Genomic DNA, 18,647 nt, shown 5'->3' with positions numbered 1-18,647 from the left:
TTCCCGGCAGACTGTCAGATCATCCCCCTAACCTGTTCCCCATTCCGGGATCCGTGAGGGGGGGGCACCTCGCGATCACCGAACCACCCATGCACCAACGCGAGGTGACTTTCCATGACATCTGCATCCGCTGCCGCGCTCCCCGCCGACCCCGGGGCCAACACCTTCCAGGTGGACCTGCGCGGCCTCGTCGACCTGCTCTCCCACCACCTCTACTCCAGCCCGCGCGTCTACGTCCGCGAGCTCCTGCAGAACGCGGTCGACGCCGTCACCGCCCGGCACGCAGTGGACCCGCAGGCCGCGATCCGCATCCGCCTCGCCGCCTCCGGGGGACGCGTCACCATCGAGGACAGCGGCATCGGCCTGACCGCCGACGAGGCGCACTCCCTCCTCGCCACCATCGGCCGCAGCTCCAAGCGCGGCGGCGAACACGGCCTGGAGAACGCCCGCCGCGAGTTCCTCGGCCAGTTCGGCATCGGCCTGCTCGCCTGCTTCGTCGTCGCCCGCCGGATCCGCGTCACCACCCGCTCCGCCCGCGACCCGCAGGCCGCCCCCGTCGAATGGCTCGCCGCCGACGACGGCACCTACACCGTCCGCGAACTGCCCCACGACGCCCGCCGCGAGCCCGGCACCACCGTCGAGCTGGAGGCCCGCCCCGGCGCCGGGGAATGGATGGCGCCCGCCAAGGTCGAACAGCTGGCCCGCGACTACGGCTCCCTCCTGCCCTACGACATCACCTTCGACAACGGCACGGGCGGCGAGCCGCGGCCGGTCACCGACCGGCCCGCCGTCTGGGACCGCCCCTTCCCCACACCGGCCGCCCGCCGCGTCGCGCTCGCCGGCCACTGCTCCGGACTCTTCGGGTTCACCCCGCTCGACAGCATCGATCTCGACCTGCCGCTCGCCGGAGTCCGCGGCGTCGCGTACGTCCTGCCCGAGCCGACCAGCCCGGCCCACCGCTCCGGCCACCGCGTCCACCTCAAGGGCATGCTCCTCACGGACCGGGCCGACAACCTGCTGCCCGACTGGGCGTTCTTCGTACGCGCCGTCCTGGACACCGACACCCTCCGGCCGACCGCGTCCCGTGAGAACCTGTACGACGACGAGACCCTGGCCGCCGTCCGCGAGGCCCTCGGCGCCCGCATCCGCGCCTGGCTCGCCGAGCTTGCCGCGAGCGACCCGGAGCGCCTGGCCGCGTTCCTGGCCGTCCACCACCTCGGGGTGAAGTCCCTCGCCCGGCACGACCCCGAGCTCCTCGGCCTGATGCTGCCCTGGCTGCCGTTCGAGACCAGCGACGGATCGATGAGCCTCCAGGAGTTCACGGCCGCCCACCCCGAGATCCACTTCACCCGGTCCGTCGAGGAGTTCCGCCAGATCGCCCCGATCGCAGCCGCCCACGGGCTCGGCGTCGTCAATGCCGGATACACCTACGACGCAGACCTGCTCGCCCTGCTGCCTGCCGTACGGCCGGAGCTCAAGGTCGCCGAGCTCGACGCCGGAGCCGTCACCGAGCGGCTGGACCCCGTCCCGACCGCGGCCGAACTGGCCCTCGCCCCGTTCCTGTCCACCGCCCGCACCCGCCTCCAGGCACAGGGCTGCGACGTGGTGCTGCGCGCGTTCCAGCCCGTCTCCGTCCCCGCGCTGTACCTCGACGACCGGCAGGCCCGCCAGGAGCGCGACCGCACCGCCGCCCTCGACAGCGCCGACTCCCTGTGGACCGGCATCCTCGGCGCGCTGCGCGGGTCGGCGCCGCGGGCCCGCCTCGTCCTCAACCACAACAACCCGCTCATCCGGCGCATCGCCTCCCTGCCCGATGAAGGCCTCACCGGCACCGCCGTCGAATCCCTGTACGGGCAGGCGCTGTTGATGTCCCAGCGGCCGCTGCGCGCGGCCGACACCGCCCTGCTCAACCGGGCCTTCCTCGGGCTCCTGGAATGGGCCACCCACCCCGCCGACGCCCTGGAGGACCCGCAGTGACCACGATGACGCCCGACGAGGTCCGGCAGGCCCTCCAGGAGAACCGCAGCGCCCCCAACGGGTCCGCCCGCAACGCCCACGCCGAGGCCCTGGCCGGCGCGGCCGAGGCCACCGGCGACAAGGCGCTCTTCCGCGAGGCGCTGGACAACCTGATCACCTCCTACCTGCACAGCGCCGAGTCCTCGAAGATGCTCGTCCCCTTCGCCCGGCTGCTCCAGGAGTACGACCAGGACCCCGGCTCCTTCGGCCGGTGGGACGTCCACACGCTGTTCTGGCAGTTCAAGTGGATCGGGACGGCCATCGGCGACTCCCCCGAAATCCCCCTGGACTCCGCCCGCGGCTGGCTGGAGGAGATGGAGCGCCGCTACCGGCTCGCCGGCTACAGCGAGCGCCCCGTCCGCGAGGCCGAGATGTGGCTCGCCGACGCCACCGGAGACGACGAGCGCGCCGACCGGGCGATGCGCGCCTGGCTCGCCGCCGAGCGGGACGCCATGAGCGACTGCCACGCCTGCGAGCTCAACAGCCAAGGCCAGTACGCCGCCCTGCGCGGCGACGACGCCCGCGCCCTGGAGCTGTGGCAGCCGGTCCTCACGGGCGGCCTGACCTGCGCGGAGGAGCCGCACCGGGTGCTGGCCGCCTCCCTGCTGCCGCTGCTGCGGCTCGGCCGCCTCGACGAGGCCCGCCGCAACCACATCCGCGGCTACCGGCTGGCGCGCGGCAACGAGAGCCTCCTGCCGTCGGTCGGCCGGCACATCGAGTTCTGCGCCCTCAGCGGCAACGAGTCCCGCGGCCTGGAGATCCTGGCCGAGCACGCCGGACACCTGGGTGCCCTCGCCAACGCCGACGACCAGCTCGACTTCCACGGCGGCGTGCTCGTGCTACTGCGCCGGCTGGAGGAACTGGGACACGGCAGCAGCCCGGCCGTCCCCTACGCGGACGGCCCCCGCACGGTCTCCGCCCTGTACGCGCACCTCCACGCGAGCGCCCTCGACATCGCCCGCCGCTTCGACGCCCGCAACCGCAGCCCCCGCACCTCGGAGCGCTTCCTGGCCCGGGTCGGCCGGCAGCCGCTCGTGAGCGTACTGCCGCTGGGCGTCCGCAGCGCGCCGCTCCCGCAGACCGAAGTCGAGCCCCCGTCCGCGGTGCCGTCCCGGCGGGCCGCCGAAGCGGCGGACGCGGCCGCACCGGCGGAGGGCTTCGCCGAGCTGGTGGAGCGGGCGCGCACGGCACGCGACCAGGGCCACCCCGCAGCGGACGCGCTCTGGGCCGAGGCCGCTGCGCGGGCCGCGGCGCTGCCCGAAAGCGCCGTGGACCCGCTGACCGCAGCCGACCTTGCCGACAGCCGCGCACTCGCCGCCGCCCGCGGGGGAGCCCCGGAGGCGGCGGACCTGCTCGCGGCGGCCCGCGACGGCTACCGGGCCCTCGGACAGGCGCAGCGCGCGGCACTGGCGGAACTGCGGCTGGCCAGCGCTGCCGCGCAGGACGGGGCTGCCCCCGAGCGGATCCGCGCCCTGCTCGCGGCGGGGGCCGAGGCCGCCGAGGCGCTGGAGGCCGGCGAGCCGCTGCGCGGCCGCCGGATCGCCCTGGCGGAACTGGCCGCACTCCGGCTGGAGCCCTACCTTCGGTCCCGTGAGTCCCACGGCGGTGACGGCCCGCCGGAGGACCACGGGCACGGCGCCGAGGTTGCCGCGGAGCAGGCCGCCCGGCTCACGGCCTTCGCCGCCGCCCACCGCGGGTCGCTGCCCGACCTCGCCGCGGAGGCGGAGGAGATGCTGGGCCGCATCGCCCTGTCGCAGGGAGATCCCGAGGGCGCCGCACCGCTGCTCGACGCGGCCGCCGCGCGGGCGGCGGCCGCGGGCCGCCCCTGGCTGGCAGTCGACCCGCTCACGCTGCTCGCCGGTGTGCTGATGGCGCTGGGCCGCCCGGAGGAGGCCGAGCAGGCGGCGCGTACCGGCCTGGAGCACGCGGCGGAGGTGACCGACGCCGAAGCACAGGGCGCGGTCCGCCTCACGCTCGCGGACATCCTGCTGCGCAGGGGCGACGCGGCCTCGGAGGCGGCGGAGCACGCACTGGCTGCGGCGCACTGGTTCGACCAGGCCGGACTGGTCTCCGGCGGTGGGGCGCAGGCCCGGTTCACCCTGGCCCGGGCCCACGCGGTGCAGGGGCACCACGTCGATGCGGCGGAGGTCCTGCGGTCGGCGCTCCCCGACCTCCTGGAGCACGGGGAAGGGCAGGCGGTGGGGGCCCGCGAGTTCCTGGGCGACCTGCTGGCGGAACTGAACGAGCCGCAGGAGGCAGCGGAGCAGTACCTCCTCGCGGCGGAAACGGCCGAGCACTGGGAGGACCAGCGGCCCCACGCACACCTGGCGCACTCTGCCGCCGACCAGCTGGCCCGGACGGGCCTGCCGGAGGAGGCGGCGGCCGCCTGGGAACGCGCCCTGGAGCTGTACCGGCGAGCGGGCGGCGAGCCTGTCTCGGAGGCGCGGATCCTGCGGTCGCTGGCCTGGCAGGCCCTGCGGGAGGAGGTCACCGCTCCCGCGGCGGCGCACGCCCGGTCCCGGATGGACCAGGCCGCCGACGTGCTGCACGCGGCGCTGGCCGGCGCGCCGGAGGACCCCCACCTGCTCGCCGAGCTGGCCCAGACCTGGTACCAGCTGGCCCAGCTGGCCGACCGGCAGGTGGTCAGGTCCGAGGAGTTGGCCGAGGAGTACGACGCCGGCGGCGAGGAGGACGGCAGCGGCGGGCCGCGGCCGGCCGGCCTCCTGGACGCGCAGGAGACCGAGGCACTCAGGCGCGAGGAAGTCGACCTGTGCCGGCGCGCTGCCGCGGTCTACCGGCAGCTGGGGCCGGACCACCTCGCCGACCGCCTGCAGTGCGAGCAGTACGCCGCCTGGACCGAGCAGGAGCTCGGCCGGGAGGAGGCGGGCGCGGCGCGGATCGCCGCGCTCGTCGAGGAGTTCAAGGCCCTTCCCGAGGGGCTCGTCGGCGACCTCCTGGAGCGCGCGGAGTACACGCTCGCCCAGCTGTCCCAGGGCTGACCCGGTCCCCGCCGTCCTGCCGGCGGGGACCTCAGCGGGCCAGCTGGGCCAGTCCCTCCGTGGCGATCTCCTCGAAGACGCGCTCGTCCGAGGCGAAGTCGGAGTCGGGGATCGGCGCGTGGATCACCAGCTCCGTGAACCCGAGCTCCTGGTGGCGGCCCGCGAAGTCGACGAAGGCATCCACGGACCGCAGCAGGGTGTTGCGCTCCGGCGTGAAGCCGGTCAGCAGGATCCGCTCGATCGAGGAGGTGTCCCGGCCGGCCTCGGCAAGCGCCTTGTCGAGGCGGCTCGACTGGCCCCGCAGTGCCTCCAGCGACTGCTCGGGGGTGCCGTCCTCGTACAGCTTCGGGTCGCCGGTGGTCACCCAGGCCTGGCCGTGGGCGGCGGCGAGCTTCAGACCGCGGGGGCCGGTCGCGGCGACCGCGAACGGAAGACGGGGCCGCTGCACGCAGCCGGGGATGTTGCGCGCCTCGTCGGCGGAGTAGTACGCGCCCCGCGCGCTCACTGCCGGTTCCGTCAGCAGCCGGTCCAGCAGGGAGAGGAACTCGGCGAAACGGTCCGCGCGCTCTCGCGGAGTCCACAGGCCCTGCCCCAGCACGGTCGCGTCGAACCCGCTGGTCCCCGCCCCGATGCCGAGCGTCACCCGCCCGCCGGAGATGTCGTCCAGCGTCATGAGCTCCTTGGCGAGGGTCACCGGATGCCGGAAGTTCGGCGACGTCACGAGCGTACCCAAGCGCATACTCCGCGTTACTGACGCTGCCGCCGTCAGCGTCGGGATCGCCCCGAACCACGGACCGTCCCGGAACGACCGCCACGACAGGTGGTCGTACGTGTACGCGGCGTGGAAGCCGAGGTCTTCGGCCCGCCGCCAGATCTTCTGCCCTTCGGCCCATCGGTGGATGGGGAGGATCACCGTGCTCAGACGCATGACCTCGACGATACGCGGGCCTCCCGCTGTCACGGATATGCCGACGGAGCAGATTCGGGAAGCCACACTGACGTCGCGATGCGGGCCGCTACCGTGGCGTCATGGGCACGCTGGACAGGGTCGAGCTTGAGGCCATGATCGAAGAGGCGACTGTCGACGCCTACACCGAGGACGAGCAGCTGACCGGTCCGTTCACCATGCTTGAGGAGTACCTCGACCTGCCCTTCACTGGCGCGGTTCTCGGCGTCGAGGTGACGGTGCACGGTGTCGACCTCACGCCGGACGGGAGGATTGTCGCGTTGTGCTCTCACGGTCGCGTCCGGCAGTCGATCGGGATCCTGGATCTGCCGTTGCCCAGCCCGGCGCCCGAGGGGGCGAATGGGGTCTCCCCTGCTCGAGCGGAGCCGAGAGCTCGGGGAAGGATCGAGGCGTACCGTCACTGGGCCGGTTGAGGCCGGACCCCTCCCACTTCACGCGGAACCGGCTCGTACGAAAGGGCTGAACGTGGCTGAGGCCGCACAGGGCGCCCATCAGGGCACCCATGAACCGTCATTGGCTGATCTCATCGAGCGCAGCGCCGAATTGAAGGGGCGGCTGGTCACCTTCGCGCAGAGTGCCCGCTTCGACCGGTGGTTGACACCCCTCCTGCTGGAGGCTGCTGGGCCTGAACGGCAGTTGGACGAGGGTGAGGCGATCCGGATCACCGACCACTTCATCCTGCGGTACCGGTTGCCGGACGGGTCGACCGTGGTGGACCGGTTCGTCACCGGCCGGAAGGACTTGACCGCGGCCGACCGGGAGATGCTGCTCGGCTGGCGTGACCCGGTCGAGGGCGTCTTCGAGATCCGGCGCAAGGACGGCGATGCCGTCATCCTGCTGAACCTTGTCGACGACCTGGAGTACCGCACCTACTCGAACGTCGGGCGGGCGGCGTTCCGCGGAGTGTCCAAGGGGGGATTCCTCCACACCTGCCTGGTACCCGTCCACTCGGTCGGCGGGGCGTGGTTGGTGTCCGGGGCGATGACGAGCTACCCCAGGTCCAGCGCCACCGAGATCGCCCAAGCAGCCCTGCAACTGGCCACGCACCACCCCGAACTGGTCTTCCGCAACGCCGAGAAGATCGAGCAGGGCTGGCAGCGGATGCGGGAGGACCGGGCAGCGTTCGTCAAGTTCTGCGGTGGCGACGAACTGGTCCTTCCGCCTGCCGAAGCCGAGGACCTCCTCAACGCCTGCTACCGCCACCGCCAAGAGGCAGCCGTCGCCGCACAGCCCGGTCGTGCCCGCCGCAAGCGGCCCCCCGGCCTCGACCTGCCCTTCTTCGAGCTGCCGTCAGAACTGGCGGACTCGGACACCGTCGGCGTCGTCTACGACCAGGTCGACGGGCTCAACTTCTACGCCGACTACGGGATGCTGCGGGACCTCTTCGCAGACCCCGCCCTCACGGGCCGCAGACAGCACCAGGACCTGCTGCGCACGTACCTGCGCGAGGAGTCGATCACGCCACTGCCGATCCGCCGGCTGGCCGCCGCTCACCCGGAGACGGCGGACACCGTGTTCCGGAAACTGCTGAGGAAGCCCGGATTCACCTGGAGCGAGCACGGCGACGCGCTGCTACGCCGGCGCAAGCCCTGGTACTACGAGAGCGACCCGCGCCCCGGGGTGTCCGTGATCGGCGACCGTCTACGCGAGCTGCTCGGTGCGGGGCGGCGCTGAGCTCGTAGGTGGAGAAGCCCGAGAGATGATGCGCATACCGCAGTATGCTGGCTCCATGGCTGACACGACCCGCATCACGGTCACTCTGCCCACCGAGCAGGTGGCGGAGCTGAAGAGGCTCACGGACAACGTCTCCGGCTACGTCGCGGAGGCCGTCGCCCGCCAGATCAGACACCAGCTGCTCGGCGAGGAGCTGCGCCGCTACGAGGAGGAGCACGGCGCGTTCACCGACGAGGAGCTGGCCGCGGCCCAGGCCAGGATCTTCGGCACGGCCGAGCACGAGGAGCCGGCGAGCGCCGCGTGAACCACCGCATCGAGACCGTCGTACTGGACTCCCAAGGACTGTCCGCCTGGATCTCACAGGACCGGGCCGTGCTCGCGATGATCCGATCCTTCCACTCGATGGCTGCCGATCTCGTGGTCTGCGCCAACACCATCGTGGAGGTCATGCACGCCCGGGTGAACACCGCCCGACTGAACTGGGTGCTCTCCCAGGTCAAGGTGGAAGCGGTGACCGAGCAGGCGGCCAGAACCGCTGCCGGCCTGCTGAAAGAGGCCGGCTTGCACGGCCACAAGTATGCGATCGATGCCACCGTCGCCGAGCTCGCGCTCCGCCAGCCAGGCCCGGTGGCCATGCTCACGTCGGACGTCGACGACATGGCCAGGCTGTGCGGCAACCGCGTCCGACTCATCGCGATCTGATCCGCTTCGGGCACGGCCAAGACGCCCCTGACGTATGTTTCCCAGGTCAGGCTGCGATGGGTGAACGAGGCTTGACTGAGGTGACGAGCGTGCCCAGGCGCATGTTCTGCGTGGCTGCTGCTGCCGCCGTCAGCGTGGGGATCGCCCCGAACCACGGCCCGTCCCGGAACGACCGCCAGGACAGGTGGTCGTAGCTGTACGCGGCGTGGAAGCCGAGCTTCTCGGCCCGCCGCCACTTGGCGCGGCCTCCCTCGTGCCAGCGGTCGATCGGAAGGAGCGGAGCGATGACGGGTGCACTGCCGACGGCGTGGCACCCGTCAGTGAAGGGCGCTGCCGAGCGGTGTTCAGCGCAGGACGGTGACGGGTGCCGCGCTGCCTCCGTCCGCGTGAACGACGGCGTACCCGCCGGATTGAAGGATCCACAGGTCGGCGGGGAACCGGGTGTCGGTCTCCCGCGTCGCGACCTCGTGGGTCCGCAGGCCAGTACGGGAGGAGACGGCCGTCAGCTTGCTGCCGCCGATCGCCCAGATCTCGTCCTCATGGCGGATCACCCCCTCGACCTCGGCGTCGGTGTCGACGCTCCAGAGCCGGGTGCCGCTGGTCATGGAGAACCCGGCTATCCGGCCCCGTGTCGACTGGTATCCCGGCTTGTTGCCGCTGGATACCCACCGCCGGTCATCCGGTCGCACCTCGGCAGCCACCAAGGTGTCGCCGACCACGGCGGCTGACCGGACCGGGCGGGCCTCCAGCACATCGAGGTACGCGCTGGAGTATCCGGGCAGGATCCGGATCTCCCCCGTCGGCCCGTCGGTCGGCAACGTGGTGCGGACGTCTCCTCGCTCGTCGTAACCAAGTACTGCGCGGGTACCGCGGAGGTCGCTCTCGTGTACCCAGAGAGTCAGGGGGGCAGCTGAGAGGACCATCAGGAACCGCGGGGCGCCGACAGCAGGCACCTGGCCGCGGCTGAGTCGTCGGCCGTCGCGACCCGCGTACGTAGCCAGTGCGGGAGCGGCGCGCTCACCGCACTCGTCAACGGTGACCACGGTGCGGCCGTCGCTGTCGGAAAGAAGGGGTGAACAGCCTTCCTCGCTCGCGGCCCGCCACCGGTCCGTTCCGTCGGACAGCCCGATGGCTCGCCACCCCCGGGCCTCGGGCAGCACCACGGTCTCACCGGTGACAGCGATCAGGTCGGGCACCTGGTCTGCCAGGACACGGTCCACCGATGCCATGGCGGAGCGCCAGATCTCCCGCCCCGTGCCCAGGTCCAGGGCGATCGCGGCCGAACAGGACTTGCCGTCCGTGGTGTGTCCGAGGACACCGATGCCCCCTGACGTCCGACGGCTCAGTGTGCAGATCCTCTCCCGGCCGGGAGGGCTCCAACTCCACGCGATACCACCGTCGTCGGCTTGGAACGCGGTCGCCGTGTCTTCCCGTACCCGGACGACGACGCCGTCGTCGTACCAACTGCCCACAGCCGACACACCGGCCTGGGTGTCATGGGAGGCCGACCACACGGGCCGTACGGACTCTCCCGATGAGAGGACGGCCGTCGGCGCGACGAGGGCGGCCGCGACGAGAGTGCCGGTCCAGGCCCAGAGGCAATGGGTCCGAACGGCGCGGAGAGACGGCCACCAGGTGATCCACAGGCCGAGTGCGCCTCCGATGGTGTACGCCACCTCGCTACCGTCACCGAGGCCCAGCAACCACAGCACGCCCCCGGTCAGAATCGCTCCTGCCGCCGCCCCGCCCGGCAGGGCGATGAGGGCTGCGACCGGTCCGGCCACCGGCCAAGGGCTTATCGCCCCCGAAGGGCGGACGACGTTGCGTGTGCGTGCCACAGGCTCCCCTCCTGCCGTCGGACGGAGAGCGGCCCGAAGTGCTCTCCGCCCGCTGCCATGATCCGTCTCACGTGCCGGGCGGGGTAGGTCCGATCACGGCCGTTACGACGGCCCCGGGCTGCCGGTGTCCGGCAAACGGTGGTCTCAGGAACGGCGTGCCGGGATCGCGTGCCGGTGCGCACGCCCGGGTGAACACGGCACGACTGAACCGGGTGCTCTCCCAGGTCAAGGTCGAAGCGGTGACCGAGCAGGCGGCCAGAGCGCCGCCGGGCTGCTGAAGGAGACCGGTCTCCACGGCCACAAGTACGCGATCGATGCCACCGTCGCCGAGCCGGCGCTCCGCAGCCGGGCCCGGTGGCCGTACTCACGTCCGACGTCGACGACACGGCCAAGCTGTGTGGCAACCGCGTCCGACTTATCGCGATCTGATCGTCCTCGCGCGGGACCATAATGCCTCCGACGTACGTTTCCCCTGTTCAGGCCGCGATAGGCGAACGAGGCCTGACTGAGGTGGCGAGCGCGCCAGCCGGAGCCGCCCAGTGGCCGCTGCCACTGCCGTGAGGGTGGGAATCGCGCCAAACCAGGGAAGGTCGCGGAACGACCGCCAGGACAGGGGGTCGTACCTGTAGGCGGTGTGGAAGCCCGGTTCTTCGGGGCGCCGCCACTGGTCGCGGCCGCCTTCGTGCCACGGACGTACGGGCAGGATCACCGTGCTCAGACGCAGACTCATGCGATCGAGTGCAGGGCCGGGTGATGTTTCACGTGAAACCGAGCAGGCCGCTGTTTCACGTGAAACATCGCCACCGCGGCCGCTCCGTCAGCGGATCGGGACCTGTCACCGCAGGTGCATGGGCGAAGATGGACCCGTGACCTCGGCTCCCCAGCGCCCGGAAGGGCCCACCCCGACCCCACGGCTCATCGCCACCGACCTCGACGGCACCCTGCTGCGCGACGACAAGTCCGTCTCGCTGCGGACCGTGGCCGCTCTCGCCGCCGCCGAGGAGGCCGGGATCGAGGTCTTCTTCGTCACCGGGCGCCCTGCCCGCTGGATGGACGTGGTCAGCGACCACGTCCACGGGCACGGCCTCGCGATCTGCGCGAACGGCGCCGCTGTCGTCGACCTCCACGCGGGACGCAGCTTCGTCGAGGTGCGGGCCCTGCCCCGGGCCACCGCCCTCACAGTGGTGCAGACGCTGCGCGCCGTCGCCCCCGGTGCGTCGTTCGCGGTCGAGATGACCACCGGCATCAACTACGAGCCCCTGTACCCGCCCTTCTTCCAGGATCCGGGTGCCAACGTCGCGACCGCGGAGAAACTGCTCGACGAGGAGGGGGAGACCGCCGCCCCCGTGCTGAAGCTTCTGGCCCACCACGCCGAGCTGGCCCCGGACGAGTTCCTTGAGCTGGCCCGGACGGCTGCGGGCGGCCACGCCTCGATCACCCGGTCCAGCCCGACAGCCCTGCTGGAGATCAGCGGCCTGGGCGTGTCCAAGGCCAGCACCCTGGAGCTGTGCTGCGCCGAGCGGGGGATCTCGCCGTCCGAGGTGGTCGCCTTCGGCGACATGCCGAACGACGTGGAGATGCTCCGCTGGGCAGGCACTTCTTACGCGATGGGCAATGCACACCCCGATGTCATCGCGGCCGCTTCGGGCCGGACGGTCGCCAACAACGAGGACGGGGTCGCGGTCGTCATCGAGCGCATCCTCGCCGACCTCGCCACACAGCGGGGCTGACGCCGGCGGCACCTCCGGGCCGGCCGATCAGCGGGAGAGGCCGGCCAGCAGGCCGTCGGCCGCCTTCTCCCGCTCCAGCAGCCGGCGCAGGGGGCCGTCCACGGAGGCGAGTTCGGCGTACGGGCCGCGCTGAACGACCGCTCCACCGTCCAGGACGAGCACCTCGTCCACGGCCTCCAGGCCGGCCAGCCGGTGCGTGATCAGCAGGGTGGTCCGCCCCTCTGTCGCCGCCAGCAGGTCGGCCGTCAGCGCGTCGGCGGTCGCCAGGTCGAGGTGCTCGGCGGGCTCGTCCAGGACCAGGACCGGGAAGTCCGCAAGCAGCGCACGGGCCAGGGCCAGACGCTGCCGCTGTCCGCCCGAGATCCGCTCTCCGTGCTCGCCCACCAGGGTGTCGAGGCCGTCGGGAAGCCCCTCGGCCCAGTCCAGCATCCGGGCCCCGGCCAGAGCCCGGCGCAGGTCCTCCTCGCTCGCCGCGGGGCGGGCCAGGCGCAGGTTCTCCCGTACGGAGCTGTCGAAGATGTGGGCGTCCTGGGCACACAGGCCGACCAGGCGGCGGATGTCGTCGCCGCCGAGGGTGCGGGCGTCCGTCCCGGCGAGGGTGTAGGAACCTGCGGCCGGGTCGAGGAAGCGGAGGAGGACGTGGGCGAGCGTGGTCTTGCCGGCTCCGGAGGCGCCGACGACGGCCGTGCGCCGTCCGGCCTCCAGGACCAGGTCCAGTCCGTGCAAGGCATCGTGCTCCTGGCCCGGGTGCCGTGCGGTGAGGCCCGTGAGGCGGAGCGGGAAGGGCGAGGCGGGGGCCTCCGCCGGGCGCTCCGGTTCGGCGACCGGCTCGGGGGCGTCGAGGACCTCGTGCAGCCGCTCGGCGCTGCGGAGCACCCGCTGCCGGGACTGCACCGCCTGCGGCAGCCCGGCAACGGCCTCGAAGGCGGCCAGCGGGGTCAGGACCGCCACGGCCATGGCGACACCGGAGAGCCTGCCGTCCTGGACGGCTCCGGCGGCGAACGCCGCGGCCGCGGCGACCGTCAGCCCGCACACGAGCGCGGAAAGGCCGCTGCCGAGGCCGGTGGCGGCCGCCCCGCGGGCGGCGATGGCCGTCAGGGTCCTGTCGCTGGCCGCGACCGCGTCCTTGCGGCGGCCCAGGGCACCCGCGACGGCCAGCTCCGCGGTCCCGGTCAGCAGGTCGGCGGTCCGGGTGGCGAGCTCGCCGCGGGCGGGGGCCAGCCGGCGCTCGGCGCGACGGGCACAGGCGCCGCTGACCAGCGGCACCCCGATGCCGGCGGCGAGGAGCCCGGCAGCGAGGGCTGCGCCGGCCTCGGGCAGCAGCCAGACGGCGAAAGCGACCGACCCGCTCCCGACGAGGACGGCGGTGCCGACCGGGAGCATCCAGCGCAGCCAGTAGTCCTGGAGGGCGTCCGCGTCGGCGACGAGCCGCGCCAGCAGGTCGCCGCGCCGCTGCCCGCGCAGCCCGGCGGGGGCGATGCGCTCCAGCCGCCGGAAGACCGACACGCGCAGGTCGGCCAGCATGCGCAGGACGGCGTCGTGGGAGACGAGCCGTTCCGCGTACCGGAACACGGCGCGGCCCATACCGAAGGCGCGCGTGGCCGTGACGGCCATCATCAGGTAGAGCATGGGCGGCTGCTCGGAGGCACGGGAGATCAGCCAGCCGGAGACCGCCATCAGTCCGACGCTGCATCCGACGGCCAGTGCGCCGAGCAGCAGTCCGAGCCTGAACCGCCCCTGCCAGGCACGGGCGGCGGCCCTGACCCGGCGCAGGTGGCCTGCCCCTGCGGCGCCGACCGCTGCGGCCGCCGTCGGCTGGTCCGCCGGCTCTGCCGCGCCGGACACTGCGGCACCCCGGAAGCCGCCGTCGCCGGCGGCCCGGGCCGGGGGACCGGCGGCAGCGTCGGGGGCGGGGTCCGAGGGCGCGGCCCCGATCTCGACGACCCGGTCCGCGAGGGCGAGCAGCGCCGGCCGGTGCACGACCAGCAGGACGGTCCGGCCGGCAGCGAGGCGCCGTACCGCCTCCACGACGGCGGCCTCGGTCTCCCCGTCGAGCGCGGCGGTCGGCTCGTCGAGCAGGAGCACCGGCCGGTCGGCGAGGAAGGCGCGGGCCAGCGCGATCCGCTGGCGCTGGCCGGCCGAGAGCCCTGCCCCGCCCTCGCCGAGCACCGTTTCGGCACCCTGCGGCAGAGCAGCGACGAACTCCCGGGCTCCGGCGTCCTCCAGAGCCCGGGCCACGGCCCCGTCGGAGGCGTCGGGCCGGGCGAGGCGCACGTTCTCCGCGACCGTTCCCGCGAAGAGGTGCGGCCGCTGGGGCACCCAGGCGACGTGCCGGCGCCACTGCTCCGGATCGAGGGCGGACAGGTCGGCGCCGCCGACCCGCACCCGGCCCGCGCTCGGCGCGGTGAATCCCAGCAGCACCTGCAGCAGGGTGGACTTGCCGGCGCCGCTCGGGCCGGTGAGGGCGACGCACTCGCCGGGCCCGACGGTGAGGGAGACCGCAGAGGGCGAGTCCGTGCCCCGCCCGGGATACCGAACGGACACCCCGTCGACGTCGAGGGAGAATCCGGCCGGACCGGGTCCGGGGAGGGCGGCCGACACGGCCGGCACCGGCCGGGGCGCCGGCGTTTCGAGCACCTCGAAGACCTCCTCCGCAGCGGCCAGCCCCTCCGCGGCCGCGTGGTACTGGGCACCGACCTGGCGCAGCGGCAGGTATGCCTCCGGCGCCAGGATCAGCACCACGAGCCCGGTGTAGAGGTCGAGCTCGCCGTGGACGAGCCGCATGCCGATGGTCACGGCGACGAGCGCCACGGAGAGGGTGGCCAGCAGTTCCAGCGCGAAGGACGACAGGAACGCGATCCGCAGGGTCCGCAGGGTGGCCCGGCGGTAGTCGCCGGTGATCCGGCGGATCGACTCGGCCTGCGCCTTGGCCCGGCCGAAGACCTTGAGCGTCGGCAGGCCGGCCACGACGTCGAGGAAGTGCCCCGACAGTCTGGACAGCAGCTGCCACTGCCGGTTCATCCGGGACTGCGTGGCCAGCCCGATCAGCACCATGAACAGCGGGATGAGGGGCAGGGTGACCACGATGATCGCCGCAGAGACCCAGTCCTCGGTGACGATGCGGGCGAGGACGGCGGCCGGGACAGCCACCGCCAGGCCGAGCTGCGGCAGGTAGCGGGCGAAGTAGTCGTCGAGGGCGTCCACGCCCCGGGTGGCCAGCGCCACCAGAGAGCCGGTCCGCTGCCCGCTCAGCCACCCGGGCCCCAGGTCGGCGGCCCGGTCCAGGAGCTGTCCGCGCAGGTGCGACTTGACGGCGGCCGAGGCCCGGTGGGCAGCCAGCTCCGTGAGCCACGCAAGCAGGCCGCGCCCCAGGGCCACGGCGGCCAGGAGCAGCAGCGGCGTCTGCAGGTCCCGGCCGTCGAGGCCCTTCTCGAAGGCGCCCACGACGATCTCGGCGATCAGCATCGCCTGGGCGATGACCAGCCCCGCCCCGGCGCACCCGAGGACCACAACGGCCCCCAGGAAGAGGCGGGTGGACCGGGCGTACCGGAGCAGGCGCGGGTCGATCGGTTTCACGTGAAACATCCCTCAGGAGACGGACGGCCGGGCGGGGCGGCAGGCGCCCCACCCGGATCGGGCTCAGTGCGCGTCGGCGATGTGCTGCGTGCCGATCCGCTTGCGGAACACCCAGTAGGTCCATCCCTGGTAGAGCAGGACGACGGGGGTGGCCACCGCCGCACACCAGGTCATGATCTTGAGCGTGTAGGGACTGGACGCCGCGTTGGTGACCGTGAGGCTCCAGGCGTCGTCCAGCGAGGACGGCATCACGTTCGGGAAGAGCGTCAGGAAGAGCATCGCAACGGCCGCCGCGATGGTGACGCCGGACAGGGCGAACGACCAGCCCTCCCGCCCCGCGATGTTGGCACCGAGCGCCCCGGCCAGAGCTGCCACGGCGACGGCCAGGGCGACCAGGCTGGTGCCGTCGCCGTGCGCGGCCTGCGTCCAGCCGAGGAAGCCGACGGCCGCCACCGCGGTGGCGACGCCCAGGCGGGTCGCCAGTGCGCGCGCCCGGTCCCGGATGCCGCCCACGGTCTTGAGCGCGGCGAAGACGGCTCCGTGGAAGGTGAACAGGGCCAGGGTGACGAGGCCACCGAGCACGGAGTATGCGTTGAACAGGTCGAGGACGCCGCCGACGTACTCCTTGTTTTGGTCGATCTCCACGCCGCGCACGGTGTTGGCGAACACCACGCCCCACAGGAACGCGGGGAGCAGGGAGGTCCAGAAGATCGCGTGCTCCCAGTTGGCCTGCCACCGCTCCTCGGTCCGCTTGTGCCGGTACTCGAAGGCGACACCCCGGATGATCAGGCATACCAGGATGGCGAGGAGCGGCAGGTAGAAGCCGGAGAACAGGGTGGCGTACCAGTCGGGGAAGGCTGCGAACGTCGCGCCGCCCGCGGTGAGCAGCCAGACCTCGTTGCCGTCCCACACGGGCCCGATCGTGTTGATCAGGACCCGCTTCTCGGTGCGGCCGCGGGCCAGGAGCTTGGTCAGGACGCCGATGCCGAAGTCGAAGCCCTCAAGGAAGAAGTAGCCGGTCCACAGGACGGCGATGAGCACGAACCAGACGTCGTGGAGTTGCATGGCGGGATCCCCTCAGCCTCAGTACGAGAAGGCCATCGGCCGGTCGGAGGTGCCGTCCCCGCCGATCCGGGTGGGCGGGTTGAGGTCGGCCTCTGTGAGCTCGGGCGGGCCGGCCTTGACGTACTTGACCAGGAGCTTGACCTCGATGACGGCGAGTACGGCGTAGAGGGCGGTGAAGATCGCCATCGAGGTGAGCACCTCGGCCTGGGACACGCCCGGCGAGACCGCGTCCCGGGTGCGCAGCACCCCGTAGACGACCCACGGCTGGCGGCCCATCTCGGTGAAGATCCAGCCCCAGGAACTGGCGATCAGCGGGAAGCCGAGCGTCCAGACCCCGGCGAGCCAGTACAGGCGGGTCAGCCGGGCGCCGAGGGGCGTGCGGAAGAGGACCAGGTGCGGCCGTTCGTCCTCGCCGGTCCGCAGGGCGGCCGGCAGCAGGAACTTCCGCCGGGTCAGCCAGAGGCCGACCGCGCCGATGGCGAAGGAGGCCATGCCGAAGCCGATCATCCAGCGGAAGCCCCAGTAGGCGACCGGGATGTTCGGCCGGTAGTCGCCGGGGCCGTACTTCTCCTGCTCGGCCTTGTTGACGTCGTTGATGCCGGGGACGAAGGAGTCGAAGCGGCTGTCGGCGAGGAAGGAGAGGAGGCCGGGCACCTCGATGGCGACCTTGTTGTGGCCCTTGTCCACGTCCCCGTAGGCGAAGACCGAGAAGGGGGCCCGCTCCTCGCCGTCCCACAGGGCCTCGGCGGCGGCCATCTTCATGGGCTGCTGCTTGAACATGACCTTGGCCAGCACGTCGCCGCTCACGGCGACGAGCGCGCCGCCGATGACGACGGCCACCAGGCCGAGCCGCAGCGAGGTGCGCATCACCGGGATGTGCTTGCCGCGCATCAGGTGGAAGGCGGCGATGCCGACCATGAAGGCGCCGCCGGTCAGGACGGCCGCGGTGAGGGTGTGGAAGACCTGGGCGAGGGTGGTGTTCTGCGTCAGGACCAGCCAGAAGTCGGTCAGCTCGGCGCGTCCGCTCTCCGGGTTGATGCGGTAGCCGACCGGGTGCTGCATCCAGGAGTTCGCCGCGAGGATGAAGTAGGCGGAGAGCACCGTGCCGATCGAGACCATCCAGATGCAGGCGAGGTGGATCTTCTTGGGCAGCTTGTCCCAGCCGAAGATCCACAGGCCTATGAAGGTCGACTCGAAGAAGAAGGCTATGAGGGCCTCGAAGGCCAGCGGGGCGCCGAAGACGTCGCCGACGAACCGCGAGTAGTCGGACCAGTTCATGCCGAACTGGAACTCCTGCACGATGCCGGTGACGACGCCCATCGCGATATTGATCAGGAAGAGCTTGCCCCAGAACTTCGTGGCTTTGAGGTACTTCTCCTTCTCGGTCCGCACCCAGGCCGTCTGGAGGACCGCGACCAGCGCGGCGAGGGAGATCGTGAGGGGGACGAAGAGGAAGTGGTAGACGGTCGTGATGCCGAACTGCCAGCGCGCCAGTGTCTCCGGCGCCAAAGCTACGTCCACGTCGTCATCTCCTTCAGGTCGCCGTGGATGGCCGCTTCCGACCCGTCCGCTTCCGCCGATACCGGGAGGAAGCAGGCGAGCTTGTGAACGCGTTCACATTCACAAGCATTATGGCTCATCCCTTTCGGCGACTTTCAGCCGGGGTCCCCCTGGCGGATGGATTCAACAGATTGTTGAATAACGCGCATGAAGATTCGCATCTCCTGGCCCGCCGGCCACCTCACCGCAACCCTCGAGGAGACCCCGACCAGCAAGGCGCTGGTCGAGGCGCTCCCTATATCCGCCTCGGCCCACACCTGGGGCGAGGAGGTCTACTTCGACACCGGCGTCAGCGTCGCGCTGGAATCCGGCGCACGGCAGGTCGTCGAGCCGGGCACCGTCGCGTTCTGGACCGAAGGGGATGCCCTCGCGCTCCCCTACGGCCCCACGCCCATCTCGCGCAGCGGCGAGTGCCGCCTTGCGAGCCCCTGCAACGTGCTCGGCTCCTTCGACGGCGACCCGCGCCTGCTGGCCACCCTCCGCGCCGGCGACCCCGTCCGGGTGGAGCTCGCATAGGGCG

The 18,647-nt window shown here is 72.3% G+C and carries 13 protein-coding genes and 3 pseudogenes; 9 read left to right on the top strand and 7 right to left on the bottom strand.

The genetic code is table 11. From position 1 onward, the window contains the following. Positions 1-114: 114 nt before the first annotated feature. On the top strand, positions 115-1,977 hold the full coding sequence (locus tag MUK52_RS16505; protein ID WP_284577482.1) for an HSP90 family protein: 1,863 nt from the start codon (positions 115-117) through the stop codon (positions 1,975-1,977). Further along, on the top strand, positions 1,974-5,015 hold the full coding sequence (locus tag MUK52_RS16500) for a tetratricopeptide repeat protein (RefSeq protein WP_284577480.1): 3,042 nt from the start codon (positions 1,974-1,976) through the stop codon (positions 5,013-5,015). Before MUK52_RS16505 ends, MUK52_RS16500 begins: the two co-directional genes overlap by 4 nt. A 31-nt stretch (positions 5,016-5,046) precedes the next feature. Here the strand turns inward: MUK52_RS16500 and MUK52_RS16495 are convergent, their stop codons facing one another. Then, positions 5,047-5,943, bottom strand: coding sequence for an LLM class flavin-dependent oxidoreductase (locus tag MUK52_RS16495; protein ID WP_114058288.1), 897 nt, complete (start codon positions 5,941-5,943; stop codon positions 5,047-5,049). Positions 5,944-6,044: 101 nt separating this feature from the next. Here MUK52_RS16495 and MUK52_RS16490 point away from each other — a divergent pair, with 101 nt between their 5' ends. The 4 genes from MUK52_RS16490 (at position 6,045) to MUK52_RS16475 (ending at position 8,358) form a co-directional block, all read left to right on the top strand. Then, positions 6,045-6,395: a hypothetical protein gene (locus tag MUK52_RS16490; protein ID WP_284577477.1), complete on the top strand. Its 351-nt coding sequence runs from the start codon at positions 6,045-6,047 to the stop codon at positions 6,393-6,395. A 100-nt stretch (positions 6,396-6,495) separates the two neighbouring features. Next, positions 6,496-7,656: a hypothetical protein gene (locus tag MUK52_RS16485; protein WP_284577474.1), complete on the top strand. Its 1,161-nt coding sequence runs from the start codon at positions 6,496-6,498 to the stop codon at positions 7,654-7,656. Positions 7,657-7,711: 55 nt separating this feature from the next. Next, entirely contained in the window at positions 7,712-7,960 is a 249-nt protein-coding gene (locus tag MUK52_RS16480) for a type II toxin-antitoxin system CcdA family antitoxin (RefSeq protein ID WP_114058291.1), read from the top strand. After that, positions 7,957-8,358, top strand: a complete 402-nt coding sequence (locus tag MUK52_RS16475) for a DNA-binding protein (RefSeq protein ID WP_114058292.1) — start codon at positions 7,957-7,959, stop codon at positions 8,356-8,358. The genes MUK52_RS16480 and MUK52_RS16475 overlap by 4 nt, the downstream gene beginning before the upstream one ends. Before the next feature lie 55 nt (positions 8,359-8,413). Here MUK52_RS16475 and MUK52_RS16470 read toward each other — a convergent pair. Both MUK52_RS16470 and MUK52_RS16465 read right to left on the bottom strand, forming a co-directional pair. Beyond that, a pseudogene (locus MUK52_RS16470) lies at positions 8,414-8,644 on the bottom strand (LLM class flavin-dependent oxidoreductase); the annotation flags it as partial. Positions 8,645-8,702: 58 nt separating this feature from the next. After that, entirely contained in the window at positions 8,703-10,196 is a 1,494-nt protein-coding gene (locus MUK52_RS16465; protein WP_284577471.1) for a PQQ-binding-like beta-propeller repeat protein, read from the bottom strand. Positions 10,197-10,372: 176 nt separating this feature from the next. On the opposite strand from MUK52_RS16465, the pseudogene MUK52_RS16460 reads away from it, so the two are divergent. Then, positions 10,373-10,625, top strand: a pseudogene (locus tag MUK52_RS16460) (DNA-binding protein); the annotation flags it as partial. A gap of 94 nt (positions 10,626-10,719) precedes the next feature. Here the strand turns inward: MUK52_RS16460 and MUK52_RS33175 are convergent. After that, positions 10,720-10,926: pseudogene (locus MUK52_RS33175) on the bottom strand (LLM class flavin-dependent oxidoreductase); the annotation flags it as partial. A 118-nt stretch (positions 10,927-11,044) separates the two neighbouring features. On the opposite strand from MUK52_RS33175, the gene MUK52_RS16455 reads away from it, so the two are divergent. Beyond that, a complete protein-coding gene (locus MUK52_RS16455; protein WP_114058295.1) occupies positions 11,045-11,926 on the top strand; it encodes a Cof-type HAD-IIB family hydrolase in 882 nt (293 codons plus the stop codon). Between the two features lie 27 nt (positions 11,927-11,953). Here MUK52_RS16455 and cydD read toward each other — a convergent pair whose 3' ends face one another. From cydD to MUK52_RS16440, 3 genes are all read right to left on the bottom strand, one after another. Beyond that, positions 11,954-15,502: a thiol reductant ABC exporter subunit CydD gene (gene cydD, locus MUK52_RS16450; RefSeq protein ID WP_502963576.1), complete on the bottom strand. Its 3,549-nt coding sequence runs from the start codon at positions 15,500-15,502 to the stop codon at positions 11,954-11,956. Positions 15,503-15,565: 63 nt separating this feature from the next. After that, on the bottom strand, positions 15,566-16,567 hold the full coding sequence (cydB, locus tag MUK52_RS16445; RefSeq protein ID WP_284577466.1) for a cytochrome d ubiquinol oxidase subunit II: 1,002 nt from the start codon (positions 16,565-16,567) through the stop codon (positions 15,566-15,568). A gap of 18 nt (positions 16,568-16,585) precedes the next feature. Then, positions 16,586-18,088: a cytochrome ubiquinol oxidase subunit I gene (locus MUK52_RS16440; RefSeq protein ID WP_114058298.1), complete on the bottom strand. Its 1,503-nt coding sequence runs from the start codon at positions 18,086-18,088 to the stop codon at positions 16,586-16,588. A 186-nt stretch (positions 18,089-18,274) separates the two neighbouring features. Here MUK52_RS16440 and MUK52_RS16435 point away from each other — a divergent pair, with 186 nt between their 5' ends. Continuing rightward, positions 18,275-18,643, top strand: coding sequence for a cyclophilin-like fold protein (locus tag MUK52_RS16435; RefSeq protein WP_114058299.1), 369 nt, complete (start codon positions 18,275-18,277; stop codon positions 18,641-18,643). The last annotated feature ends 4 nt before the right edge of the window (positions 18,644-18,647 follow it).

The organism is Streptomyces sp. 2P-4, from assembly GCF_030167965.1.
Taxonomy (GTDB): domain Bacteria; phylum Actinomycetota; class Actinomycetes; order Streptomycetales; family Streptomycetaceae; genus Streptomyces; species Streptomyces globosus_A.
The sequence above is the reverse complement of the archived record's forward strand: the minus strand, read 5'-3'. Positions and strand labels throughout refer to the sequence as shown.